Source organism: Actinomadura sp. RB99 (assembly GCF_014706005.1).
Taxonomy (GTDB): domain Bacteria; phylum Actinomycetota; class Actinomycetes; order Streptosporangiales; family Streptosporangiaceae; genus Spirillospora.
In genome coordinates, this window is the sequence record NZ_JABMCA010000066.1 from 1 (window position 1) to 12,009 (window position 12,009).

Below are 12,009 nucleotides of genomic sequence, written 5' to 3' on the forward strand. Positions count from 1 at the left end.
TCCGGCGCGCACGCGGCGCCGCGCGGCGGACGGTTCACCGCCCTCGCGCTGCCGCTGGCGCTGCCCGGCGCCCTGGGCCTGCACCTGCTGGGCGCGGCGCCGTCCCCGGCCGCGTCGGCGAGCCCGTCCGCGAGCGCGTCCTCCAGCCCGTCCCCGGCGGCCAAGGCAGCGCAGACGCCCGCCCCCACCGCGAGCGCCACCCCCAGCGCGACCCCGTCCGCCGGCGCCGCCCCGGCCCCCTCGGCGTCACCGTCGGCCACGCCGTCGGCGTCACCGTCGCCCTCGGCCTCGCCGTCCTGCCCGGCCGTCCCGGCGAACGGCTCCGGGCTGTCCCAGGACCAGGCCGCCAAGCTGCTCCAGGAGATCCGGTCGAGCAAGGACCCGGGCGCGTGCCTCAAGGCCGGGGACCAGGCCACCGCGAAGGCCGCCGCGTCCGGTTCCCGCATCTACAGCGACACCGGGACGCTGCGGGCGAGCTCCCTGACGATGTCGGGCCTCAGCTACGACGGCGTCGCGTCGCTGCCCTCGGCGTCCGGGACGGTGCGGGCGCTGAAGTTCACCATGTCCAAGGCCGTCCTGAAGGACGTCGACCAGACCGCCGCGCACGGCGGCGTCACCAGCCGGATCAAGACCGGCTCGCTCACGCTCACCGGCGACGTCGTCATGTACACCACGAAGATGTCGTCGAAGCTGCTCGGCATCCCGCTGACGTTCACCCCGGAGCAGCCGCCGCCGCTCACCCTGCCGTACATGGTCATGACGGACGTGGTGTCCGAGCAGCCCTCGGTGACGGCGAACGGCGCGCGGATCGGCGGCCTCGGCATCACGGCCTGACGCGGGCGGCCGCGCCGGCGCGGCCAGGACCGGGGCCGGGGCCGGGGCCGGGCGTCAGGGCAGGACCAGGCTGATGACGGCCATGGTGGCCGTGTGGCCGGGACTCGCGAAGCCGATCGCGTCGACGTGCAGCTTGCGGCGCAGGATGAAGGCGCCGAGCAGCACCGCCGCCACGACCAGGACCACCGCGACCACGATGATCATGATCGTCTTGCGGCGCTCCGCCTGCCGGACGCCGTGCACGGACGGCGGCGGAGGGGGCTGCTGCCAGTTCGCGAAGTGCGACGGCTGCTCCCACGGCGGCGGCGTCCGCGGTACGCGCTGCGGAGAGTGCGAGGTCGGCGGGCGCTGCTGCGGCGGCGGCACCCACTCGGTCTCCAGGAGCGTCCGCTCTTCCGGCTCGGGACCCGGGCCAGGACCGGGACCGGGACCGCGCTGCGACGGATAGAGGTCGCGCCCGTTGCCCTGGCCGGGACCCGGATCGCGGCGGGTCACCGGGTCCAGCTCGTCCGGGTCGAGGACGGTCTCCGACGCGGCGTCGGCGCCGTAGTAGCGCGACGGCCCGTCCATCACCGTGTCGTCGGCGCTCGTGACCGGCGGCGGAGGCGCCGTCGCGACCTGCGTGAGCAGGGGTTGCGCCTGCGACGCCGTCATCCGGTTCATCGGCTCGCGCGCCAGCAGCCCGTCCAGGACGCGGGCGAGCGGCCCCGCGTTGCGCGCCGGAGGGACCGGCTCGGACAGCGCGGCCTCCAGCGACGCCATCGCGTCCGAGCGCTCGTACGGGGAGCGGCCCTCGACCGCCGCGTACATCGTCGCGCCCAGCGCCCACAGGTCGGACGCCGGGACCGCGCGCTCGCCCTGCGCGCGCTCGGGCGGGATGTACGCGGGCGACCCCATGACCAGGCCCGTCTGGGTCAGGGTCGCGTCGCCCTCGACCTGCGCGATGCCGAAGTCGGTGAGCACGACCCGCCCCGAGTCGGTGATCAGCACGTTGCTCGGCTTGACGTCGCGGTGCAGGATGCCCTTCTCGTGCGCGTGCCGCAGCGCGCCCAGCATCTGCAGCCCGATCTCGGCGACCCGGCGGTGCTCCAGCGGCCCGCGGTCCAGCAGGTCCTGCAGGGACGGGGCGAGGACCAGCTCCATCACGATCCACGGCCGGTCCGACTCCTCGACCACGTCGTGGACGGTCACCACGCCCGGATGGTTCAGCCGCGCCGACGCCCGCGCCTCGCGGAACGTCCGCTCGTACAGGACGGCGCGCTCGGCGTCGTTCAGCCCGGGCGGGAGGACGACCTCCTTGACCGCGACCTCGCGGTCGAGCATGACGTCGAAGGCGCGCCACACGGTGCCCATCCCGCCGCGGCCGACCACCGAGTCCAGCCGGTAGCGGTTGCCGAGCAGACGTGCCTGTGCCATCGGTTTACGGTCCCCCCAGTGTTCATCCCACCCCTGAGGGAGAGAACGTGCTGAGCACATTCTTCACGAGATGTGCCTTCTCGCTCCACTGGGACGAGGGTAGCGCCACCACGACCGCGTATGCCTGGCCGTTCACGATCACGCCCCGGTCGACGGCGTGGGTGCCGCCGAGGCGCGACCAGGTGAACTCGATGTCGGCGGCCGGGACGCCGTTCACGCTGGACTGCTTGATCTCCCCGACCTGCTGGAAGTTCTTCAGGAAGCCGTCCGCGATCGCCTGGTCCTTCCAGGTGACCCAGTGCTGGAACGGGTCGCCGGTCCACGGGGTCTTGTCGACCTGGACGTAGGCCTTGGTGACGGGGTCGGACCACACGACGCCGCGGCTCGTCGTCGACCGCTGCCAGCCGGGCGGCACGCCGATCGAGTAGCCGGGGCCTTGCACCTTGTTGAGGCCCGCGGGCCAGGTGGGCGCGGACGACGTCGGCGGCTGCGACGCCGGCGACTGCGTGGCCGGATCGCTCGCGCCCCCCGCGACGGGCTGCCCCGACGTCGGGGTGGGATCGGGGTGGTCCCCGCCGCTGTGCGGCCAGAAGACCAGCACGGCCGCCGCGACCGCGGCCGCCAGGACGACCGACCCCGCGAGGATCGGCAGCACCGGCGACCTGCGCTTCGGCTGGACGCCCACCGTGCCGGGCCCGCCGTGCGTCGGCGTCCACTGCTGCCCGTCCGTCCCGGGCGGGTAGTGCGCCGTCATGTCCGGCACCGGGACGTGCTGGTTCGGCACCGGAGGAGGAGGCGGCGCGGACTGCGTCGGCCCCGTCCCGAGGCCGGCGCCCCCGGCGCCCCCTGAGGCGGCTCCGGCGCCGTCGGCGACCGTGACGTGGCTCCAGGCGAGCTGCGCGGCGGCCTGGTCCAGGGCGTGCCCGGACGCGACCGCGGCGAGCGCCTCCTCGGCGCTCTCCGCGCTCATCCGCCGGACCGGGTCGCGCTCCAGCAGCCCGAGCAGCACCGGCGCCAGCGGCCCCGCGTTCTTCGGCGGCGGCACGTCCTGCGTCATCACCGCCGCCAGCACCGCCATCGCGTCGCTGCGGTGGTGCGGCGCCTTGCCCTCGCACGCGGCGTACAGCGTCGCGCCGAGCGCCCACAGGTCCGACGCCGGGATCGCCCGGTCGCCGTTGACCCGCTCCGGCGACATGTACGCCGGCGACCCCATGATCAGCCCCGTGCCGGTCAGCGTCGCGTCGCCCGCCATCTGCGCGATGCCGAAGTCGGTGAGCACCGCCCGGTCGTCGTCGGCGACCAGCACGTTCGCGGGCTTGACGTCGCGGTGCAGGATGCCGATCGCGTGCGCGGCGCGCAGCGCCCCGACGATCTGCCGGCCGACCGCCGCGACCCGTCCGGGCGGCAGCGGGCCGTCCTCGTCCACGACGTCCTGGAGCGAGCGCGCCTGGACCAGCTCCATGACGATCCAGGGCCGGTCGTCCTCGTCCACGACGTCGTGTACGGTCACGACGCCCGGATGGTTCAGCCGCGCCGAGGCGCGCGCCTCGCGCAGCGTCCGCTGGTGCCGGGTGTGGCGCTCCTCGTCGCTCAGCCCGGACGGCAGCAGCACCTCCTTGACCGCGACCTCCCGGTCCAGGGTCTCGTCGAGGGCCCGCCAGACCGTGCCCATGCCGCCGCGTCCCACCACCGACAGCAACCGGTAGCGCCCCGCGAGCAGGCGACCTTCCACCATCACCCCTCCGCCGGCTTGAAGAACTGGTACACCGGCTGCAACTCGGAGAACGTCCGGTCCCAGGCGTCCTGGGGAGCGCGCAGCAGGATCGCGTAGCCGTGCCCGTTCGTGACGAACCCCCGGTTCAGGACGTGGATCCGGCCGCCGTCGCCGTCGAAGGTGAACTCCCAGTCCGCCGACCGGTCGCCGTTCCCGGTGTCGGGGACGGGCGGGTGGTCGCCGGTGGGCGTGATCCTGATCTTCCGGTAGCCGGGGAAGCCGGTGCCGCTCCCCATCCGCCGCCAGTCGCCGATGGCGCTCTTGCCGGGGCTGTCGGTCTGGTCGATCTGCACGTAGGTCCGCCTGCCCGGGGCGTAGAAGAAGTCGCTGGTGCCCTTGTGCTCGGGTCCGGTCCAGCCGTCGGGGACCGCCACCGAGTAGCCCGAGCCGTCCTTGTGGGTGCGGAAGCCGGCCGGCGGCGACGTGCTCGACGGGGTGGCGCTCGACGAGGCCGACGCGCTCGCCGACGTCGCCGGCGCGGACGGGTGCCCGCCCGCCGGCGGCGCCCCGGCGCCCTTCTTCGGCTTGTCGTCGCCGGAGCTCGCCCACGCGATCCCGGCGATCACCACGATCACCAGGAGCACGAGCCCCGCGACGATCAGCACGTTGCGGTTGGAGGCCAGCGCGGGCCGCCCCGAAGGGACCGCGGGGCCGCCGGGCGGCGGGCTCTCGACGGGCCGGGTCGCGGGCCCGGCGGACCACGCCGTGGCGCCGTCCAGCTCGGTGCGGTTCGGGTCGGCCCGGGTCAGGTCGGGCCGGTTCGGGTCGGCCCTGTTCACGTCGGCGCGGCTCGGATCGGCCCTGTTGAGAGGGGCGCGGTTCGGGTCGGGACGGTTCGGGTCGGCGCGCGCGGTGGCGCCCGACGGGACGTCGAACCGGGTCAGCTGGTCGGGACGCGCCTCCGGGGACTCCGCGTGCGGCGCGGCCACGCCCTGGCCGCCCGCCCACGGCGCCGCCCGCGTCGCGCCCGCGGGCGGCTCGGGTTCCGGCTCCTCGTACGGGTCGGGCATCGTGCTGCCGGGGGCGCCGCCCGGCGCCTCCTCGACCGGGTACTCGACGGCCATCGTCCGCTGGGTGTCGATGGTCTCCTGGCGGACGATGTCGTCCAGCAGCGCGCCGGCCTCGATGGCCTCCATCCGCTGGTCGGGGTTCTTGCGCAGCAGGCCCTCGATCACCGGGGTCAGCCGGCCGCCCTTCTCCGGCGGGTCCGGCTCGTCGGAGATCACCGCGACCAGCGCGGCCATCGGCTCGGAGCGCTCGAACGGCGACTTGCCGTGCAGCATCGCGTACAGGGTGACGCCCAGCGACCACAGGTCGGAGGCGGGGCCCGCGGTGCGGCCGCGGGCCCGTTCGGGAGCGATGTAGGCGGGCGAGCCCATGACCAGGCCCGTCTGGGTGAGGGTCGCGTCGCCGGACGCGGTGGCGATGCCGAAGTCGGTGAGCACGGCGCGCTCGCCCATCCGGCCGGTACCGGTGATCAGCACGTTGCTCGGCTTGACGTCGCGGTGCAGCACCCCGGCCTGGTGCGCGGCGTGCAGCGCGGCCAGCATCTGGCGGCCGATCTCCGCGGCGCGGTGCGGCTCCAGCGGCCCCTCCTGCTTGATCACCTGGTCCAGGGAGCGGGCCTTGATCAGCTCCATGATGATCCAGGGCCGGCCGTCCTCCTCCACGACGTCGTACACGGTGACGACGCCGGGATGGCCGAGCCGTGCCGCGGTGCGCGCCTCACGGAACGTACGCTTATGGTGGACAGCGCGTTCCTCATCGGTGAGACCATGCGGCAGGATGACCTCCTTCACCGCGACGTCTCTGCCGAGGACCTCATCGTGTGCCTGCCAGACCGTCCCCATGCCGCCTCGGCCGACCTGGGTCACCAGGCGGTAGCGGCGGGCGAGCAACCGCTCACCGGTGGTCTCATTTGGCATATCCGCGACCATATCGACTTTTGCTGACAACCTTGGATCGAGCTTGCAAGCGACATCCCCCCACCCGTACGACGTCCGGCGCCGCGCCGAGGTTCGCCACCGGGCGGGCGGGCCCGGACGGGAGCGTGGTGCGTGTGACACCCGGTATGAATAAGCCCGGTACGACCAACAGGGCCACGCACGGCGACGGGGGGACCATGGCGGAGAAGGGCCTACTGGGCGAATGGCGCCGCCTGCTCCAGGCCGCGCCGACCATCTTCTTCTGGTACACCCGTCTCTCCGGGATCCTCTCGCTCCTTGCCTGGGTCTCCTATGGTCTCATCCTCGAGATAGCCGATATCTGGGCCCTGCGGTGGATCGGCTACCTCGGCTGGTTCCCCAGCGTGCCGATCGGCCTGCTCTGGATCCTGCTCTCGATGGGCATCCGGCGGCGCAAGAAGGCCGCCTGGCGGATCCTCGTGCTGATCTTCTGCCTGCCCGCCGCGGTCGGCGTGAGCACGGTGCTGACGACCCTGTTCGACCCGTCCGAGCCCACCTCCATCGGCCAGCTCGTCACCGCCGGGGTGTACCTGGCGGTCCTCGGCCTGCTGGTCTCCGCCCGCGGCCAGTTCACCACGCTGCCCGACCGGGCGAACCGGCGGCTCGCCGCCACCGTCTTCACCAGCCTGCTGGTCGTGACCTGCGGGATCGGCACGTTCCTGGTCACCCTCACCGACAAGAACCCCAAGGGCGGCTTCTGGACGCACCCGTTCTACGCGGTCCTGCAGACCGTCCTCGGGCCGCGCGTCACCGGCAAGCCGATCGACGTGTTCGTCCCGTTCTGGGTCGACGCGATCCTGTGGGTGCTCGGCACCGGCCTGATGATCGCCACGTTCTGGGCGCTGTTCAAGCCGGGCCGCCGCGACCCCGTCCTCAGCCCGCCCGAGGAGCTCTCGGCGCGCCGCCTGCTCGCCGAGTACGGCGAGCAGGACTCCCTCGGCTACTTCGCGCTGCGCCGCGACAAGGACGTCATGGTCGCGCCGAACGGCAAGGCCGCCATCGCCTACCGGGTCGAAGGTTCTGTCTCCCTCGCCAGCGGCGACCCGCTCGGCGACCCCGAGTCGTGGGACCAGGCGATCGAGGCGTGGCTGGAGGAGTGCCGCGAGCACGCCTGGATCCCCGGCGCCGTCAGCGTCGGCGAGCGCGGTGCGCACGTCTACAAGCGGCACGGGTTCGACGCCCTGGAGCTCGGCGACGAGGCGATCGTCGACCTCACCGAGTTCAACCTGGACGGCCGGGAGATGCGGCAGGTCCGGCAGGCCGTCCGGCGGGTCGAGCGGGCCGGGTACACGATCCGGATCCGCCGCCACGCGCAGATCCCCGCCTGGGAGATGGCCAAGCTGATCCGCAGCGCCGACGCCTGGCGCGGCGAGGAGACCGAGCGCGGCTTCTCCATGGCGCTCGGCCGGCTCGGCGACCCGACCGACGGGCGCTGCGTGATGGTCGAGGCGTTCGACGCCAACGGGGAGCTGCGCGGCCTGCTCAGCTTCGTCCCGTGGGGCCGCAGCGGGCTGTCCCTCGACCTGATGCGCCGCGACCGGGCCGCCGAGAACGGCCTGAACGAGTACATGGTCGCCAAGCTCGCCGAGAAGGCCGCCGCGGTCGGCGCCCAGCAGCTGTCGCTGAACTTCGCGATGCTGCGCTCGGCGTTCGAGCGCGGCTCCCAGATCGGCGCCGGGCCCGTCTCCCGGCTCTACTACCGGTTCCTGTCGTTCGCGTCGAAGTTCTGGCAGCTGGAGTCGCTGTACCTGTCGAACGCCAAGTACCTGCCGCACTGGCGGCCCCGCTACATCTGCTACACGCAGGGCCGGCACATCATCCGGCTCGGGCTCGCCTACGCCCGCGCCGAAGGCTTCCTGCCGAACCTGAACCGCCCCAAACTGGACCGTGCCGCCGCCATGGTCCCCTCCCCCGACCTGGTCGAGGAGATCAAGCGGATCGAGGAGGCCGCGGACGCCGCCCGCGCCCCGCACCGGCGGCTGTCGGAGCAGGAGCGGGTCCGGCACGCCAAGCTCGACCAGATCCGCGCCGCCGGGATGGAGCCCTACCCGCTCGGGTTCGACCGCACCGACTTCGCCACCGGGATCCGCGAGCGCTTCGCCGGCCTCGCCCCCGACACGCGGACCGGCGAGCAGGTCGCGGTCGCCGGGCGCGTCGTGCTGGCCCGCGAGCACGGCCGGCTGATCTTCGTGACGCTGCGGGACGAGACCGCCGACCTTCAGGTCATGCTGACGCGGGACGCGCTCGGCGAGGAGTCGCTCGGGCGCTGGAAGTCGCTGGTCGACCTCGGCGACCAGGTCGGCGTGCGCGGCGAGGTCGCCACGTCCCGGCGCGGCGAGCTGTCGGTGCTCGCGTCCTGCTGGCAGCTGACCGCCAAGTGCCTGCGGCCGCTGCCGAACAAGCGGACCGGCCTGTCCGACCCGGAGGCCCGCGTCCGGCAGCGCTACGTCGACTTCATCGTCAACGACGAGGCGCGCCGGATGCTGCGGATGCGCGGCGACGCCATCGCCGCCGTCCGCGACCGGCTGCGCGCCGGCGGGTTCCTCGAGGTCGAGACGCCGATGCTGCAGCCCGTCCACGGCGGCGCGACCGCCCGGCCGTTCACCACCCGCATCAACGCCTACAACATGCAGCTCTACCTGCGGATCGCCCCCGAGCTGTACCTCAAGCGGCTGCTCGTCGGCGGCGTCGGCCGGGTCTTCGAGCTGAACCGCAACTTCCGCAACGAGGGCGTGTCGCAGAAGCACAACCCCGAGTTCACGATGCTGGAGGCGTACGAGCCGTACGGCGACTACGACACGATGGCCGAGCTGACCCGCTCCCTCGTCGTGGACGCGGCGAACGCGGCGCTCGGCACCACCGTCGTCGTCCGCGACGGCGTCGAGTACGACCTGGCCGAGCCGTGGCACGAGATCACCGTGTACGAGTCGCTGTCCAAGGCGCTCGGCGAGGAGGTCACCCCCGACACGCCGGTGTCCGCGGTGCAGGCGCACGCCGAGCGGGTCGGGCTGAACTTCGACCCGGCCTGGGGGCAGGGGAAGATCGTCCAGGAGCTGTTCGAGGAGCTGGTCGAGGAGCAGCTGACCGCGCCGACCTTCGTCCGCGACTACCCGGCCGAGACCTCGCCGCTGACCCGGCCGCACCGCGTCGACCCGCGGCTCGCGGAGAAGTGGGACCTGATCGTCTTCGGCATGGAGCTCGGCACCGCCTACTCCGAGCTGATCGACCCGATCCTGCAGCGGCAGCGGCTCACCGAGCAGTCCCTGCAGGCCGCCGGCGGCGACCCCGAGGCGATGGAGCTGGACGAGGACTTCCTGCGCGCCCTGGAGTACGCGATGCCCCCGGCGGGCGGCATGGGCATGGGCATCGACCGGCTGCTGATCACCCTCACCGGCCGCAGCATCCGCGAGACGATCCCGTTCCCGCTGGTCCGGCCCGGCTACTGAACCTCTGGAGGACGCGAGCCCTGGAGGACGCGAGCTTTAGAGGACGCGAGCTTTAGAGGACGCGAGCTTTAGAGGGCGCGGGGGGCGGGCCGGAGGCCCTGGCCGGCGAGCCAGCGGCGGGCCCGGCCCCTGCGCTCCTCCTCCGGCGCGCCCGCCGGCGCCCCGGGCGGGATCGGAAGGTGGCGGCCGCCGCCCGGCTCGGCACCGCAGGGCTCGTCTCGGTACGGCTCGTCGCGGTACGGCTCGTCGGGCGCGAGGACGTCGCCGCGGTCCAGGTCGAGCAGCCAGAGGCCCTCGGCCGGATCGGCCTCCAGCGCCTCCGCGACCGCGCCGAGGTCGACGGGGAGCGCCTCCAGGCCGGACGGCCTCCCGTCGAGCGCGGCGGCGAGCTCGGCCGCCAGTTCGGCGTCGCCGGGCAGGCCGCGGGCGTCCAGCTCCGCCCGGCACTCGCGGGCCGCCGCGTCCGCGCCGTCGAGGGCCGCGGCGACCGCCGCCGCCAGCACGTCCCCGGCGTACTGCAGCACCGGGCCGAGCGGGCGCCCGGCCAGCGCCGCCAGCCCCGCGCGGCCGTCGCCGCGCGCCACGGCCGCCCGCAGCCTCGCCAGCGCGCCCTCGTCCCACCCCGTCACAGGGACCTTTGTACAGACAACCAATGACCGAATACGGCGAGTGGCGGAAAATCCCACTTCAGCGCCGCGCGGCGAGCCCGTCCATCACCAGCCCCAGCAGGTGGTCGCGGCGCGCGGCGAGGGACGGCGCCGTGTCGGCGATCGACGCGACCGCGCCGAGCAGGGCGAACAGGTCGGTGCCGTCCACGTCCTCGCGGACGTCCCCGGACTCCTGCGCCCGCCTGAGCAGGTCGGCGCCCGCCGCCCGCATGCGCCCGCAGGACGCGTGCAGCGCCGTGGTGTCGTCCTCCAGCGTCGCGACCAGGGACGCGGCGAGCCCGCGGTAGGCGGCGACCCCCGACGCGAACTCCCGCAGCCACGCGGCCAGCGCCTCCCCGGGCGGGCGCGCGTCGCGCAGCGCCTCGGCGCGGTCCGCGAGCCGGTCGAACCGCCCGCCGAGCAGCGCCTCCAGCAGCTCCTCGCGCGTCGCGAAGTGCCGGTAGAGCGTGCCCATCCCGACCCCGGCGCGGCGCGCGATGTCGCGCAGGGACGCCTGGGTCCCCTGCTCCGCCACGACCGCGGTCGCCACGTCCAGGATGCGCTCCCGATTCCGCTGGGCGTCGGCCCGCAGCGCACGCGTCATGTTCCGCATCCTAGGGCGTTGACAATCGGAGCGCTGCTCCGGTTACTATTCCGGAGCAGTGCTCCACTTCTCTGGAGGTTACCCATGAAAGCGATCCGCGCGCACGGCCCCGGCGACCCCGGCGTCCTCGTCCTCGACGAGGTGCCCGTCCCCGAGCCCGGCCCCGGCGACGTCCTGATCCGCGTCCGCGCCGCCTGCCTCAACCCGCCCGACTGGTACGCCCGCCGCGACTTCGAGATGTTCCCCGACCACCTCTTCCCCGCCGGGGGCCGCCCGCGCGTCCGCTTCCCCTGGACGCCCGGCTCCGACGCGTCCGGGGTCGTCGCCGCCGTCGGACCCGGCGTCACCGGGTTCGCCGTCGGCGACGCCGTCTTCGGCCTGATCCGCTTCCCCAGCCTGGACGACGGCGGCCGCGCCTACGCCGAGTACACGACCGCGCCCGCCGCGCACCTCGCCCGCAAGCCCGACTCCGTCGACCACGTCCAGGCCGCCGCCGTTCCCATGGCCGGCCTGACCGCCTACCAGTTCCTCTTCGACCACGTCCGGCTGCCCGAGGGGTGGACCGTCCTCGTCAACGGCGCCGCCGGCGGCGTCGGCCACTTCGCCGTCCAGCTCGCCAAGACCCGCGGCGCCCACGTCATCGCGGTCGCCTCGTCCCGGCACGAGGACTTCCTCCGCGGCCTCGGCGCCGACGAGTACATCGACTACACCGCGACCGCCGCCGAGGACGCCGTCCGCGACGTCGACCTCGTCGTCGACACCGTCGGCGGCCCGGACGCCCACCGCTTCCTCAAGGCCGTCAGGGACGGCGGGACGATCAGCCCCGTGTTCCACGGCGACTACCACCGCGAGGAGGCCGCCCGCCGCGGCATCGAGTTCCGCGGCGGCCAGGTCCACTCCGACGGCGCGCAGATGGCCGAGCTCGCCGCCCTCCTCGCCGACGGGTCACTCCGCGCGGGCATCGACTCCGTCTACGACCTCGCCGACGCGGCGAAGGCGCACGAGCGCGCCGAGGGCGGCCACATCCAGGGCAAGATCGTCCTGTCGGTGCCCTGACCGGCCGGTTACGCTCGCCCGATGGAGATCATCAAGGGCGCCGGCGCGTGGAGCCCGCCCGCCAGAGCCCCCACACCGAGGACGAGATCTACGTGGTGACCGCCGGCCGCGCCAGGATCGTGACCCCGGACGCCACCGCCGACGTGGGGCCGGGCGCGGTCGTCTTCGTCCCGGCGGGCGAGGAGCACCGGTTCACCGACGTCACCGAGGACCTGGCGCTGCTCGTGGTGTTCGGCCCCGCGTACGGCTCCCGCGCCCGCTGACCGGG

General features: G+C 74.1%; 8 protein-coding genes and 1 pseudogene. 4 read left to right on the forward strand and 5 right to left on the reverse strand.

From position 1 onward, the window contains the following. Positions 1-834: pseudogene (locus amrb99_RS38575) on the forward strand (hypothetical protein); the annotation flags it as partial. Between the two features lie 54 nt (positions 835-888). Here the strand turns inward: amrb99_RS38575 and amrb99_RS38580 are convergent. The 3 genes from amrb99_RS38580 to amrb99_RS51845 are packed head-to-tail and all read right to left on the reverse strand — an operon-like array spanning position 889 to position 5,949. Next, the gene (locus amrb99_RS38580; RefSeq protein WP_190865806.1) at positions 889-2,250 is read right to left on the reverse strand and encodes a serine/threonine-protein kinase; all 1,362 of its coding nucleotides are present in this window, start codon (positions 2,248-2,250) and stop codon (positions 889-891) included. 22 nt (positions 2,251-2,272) lie between these two features. Then, positions 2,273-3,985 carry a serine/threonine-protein kinase gene (locus amrb99_RS38585; protein ID WP_190865808.1) on the reverse strand — a complete coding sequence of 571 codons (1,713 nt, stop codon included), beginning with the start codon at positions 3,983-3,985 and terminating at the stop codon, positions 2,273-2,275. After that, entirely contained in the window at positions 3,985-5,949 is a 1,965-nt protein-coding gene (locus amrb99_RS51845) for a serine/threonine-protein kinase (RefSeq protein WP_241756336.1), read from the reverse strand. Before amrb99_RS51845 ends, amrb99_RS38585 begins: the two co-directional genes overlap by 1 nt. 197 nt (positions 5,950-6,146) lie before the next feature. On the opposite strand from amrb99_RS51845, the gene lysX reads away from it, so the two are divergent. Then, entirely contained in the window at positions 6,147-9,434 is a 3,288-nt protein-coding gene (gene lysX, locus amrb99_RS38595) for a bifunctional lysylphosphatidylglycerol synthetase/lysine--tRNA ligase LysX (RefSeq protein WP_190865810.1), read from the forward strand. Between the two features lie 68 nt (positions 9,435-9,502). Here lysX and amrb99_RS38600 read toward each other — a convergent pair whose 3' ends face one another. Together amrb99_RS38600 and amrb99_RS38605 are read right to left on the reverse strand one after the other, a co-directional pair. Next, positions 9,503-10,063, reverse strand: a complete 561-nt coding sequence (locus tag amrb99_RS38600; RefSeq protein ID WP_190865812.1) for a hypothetical protein — start codon at positions 10,061-10,063, stop codon at positions 9,503-9,505. A 58-nt stretch (positions 10,064-10,121) separates the two neighbouring features. Beyond that, the gene (locus tag amrb99_RS38605) at positions 10,122-10,685 is read right to left on the reverse strand and encodes a TetR/AcrR family transcriptional regulator (RefSeq protein WP_241756337.1); all 564 of its coding nucleotides are present in this window, start codon (positions 10,683-10,685) and stop codon (positions 10,122-10,124) included. 84 nt (positions 10,686-10,769) lie between these two features. Between amrb99_RS38605 and amrb99_RS38610 the strand changes: the two genes are divergently transcribed. Together amrb99_RS38610 and amrb99_RS38615 are read left to right on the forward strand one after the other, a co-directional pair. Continuing rightward, on the forward strand, positions 10,770-11,741 hold the full coding sequence (locus tag amrb99_RS38610; protein ID WP_190865813.1) for an NADP-dependent oxidoreductase: 972 nt from the start codon (positions 10,770-10,772) through the stop codon (positions 11,739-11,741). A gap of 47 nt (positions 11,742-11,788) precedes the next feature. Beyond that, the gene (locus amrb99_RS38615; RefSeq protein ID WP_206700272.1) at positions 11,789-12,004 is read left to right on the forward strand and encodes a cupin domain-containing protein; all 216 of its coding nucleotides are present in this window, start codon (positions 11,789-11,791) and stop codon (positions 12,002-12,004) included. Positions 12,005-12,009: the final 5 nt, after the last annotated feature.

What these genes read in the sequence shown, in the direction of transcription:
- amrb99_RS38585 (WP_190865808.1), bottom strand. Translation starts at nt 3,985, where the DNA reads ATGGTGGAAGGTCGCCTGCTCGCGGGGCGCTACCGGTTGCTGTCGGTG.
- amrb99_RS51845 (WP_241756336.1), bottom strand. Translation starts at nt 5,949, where the DNA reads ATGCCAAATGAGACCACCGGTGAGCGGTTGCTCGCCCGCCGCTACCGC.
- amrb99_RS38580 (WP_190865806.1), bottom strand. Translation starts at nt 2,250, where the DNA reads ATGGCACAGGCACGTCTGCTCGGCAACCGCTACCGGCTGGACTCGGTG.
- amrb99_RS38610 (WP_190865813.1), top strand. Translation starts at nt 10,770, where the DNA reads ATGAAAGCGATCCGCGCGCACGGCCCCGGCGACCCCGGCGTCCTCGTC.
- lysX (WP_190865810.1), top strand. Translation starts at nt 6,147, where the DNA reads ATGGCGGAGAAGGGCCTACTGGGCGAATGGCGCCGCCTGCTCCAGGCC.
- amrb99_RS38605 (WP_241756337.1), bottom strand. Translation starts at nt 10,685, where the DNA reads ATGACGCGTGCGCTGCGGGCCGACGCCCAGCGGAATCGGGAGCGCATC.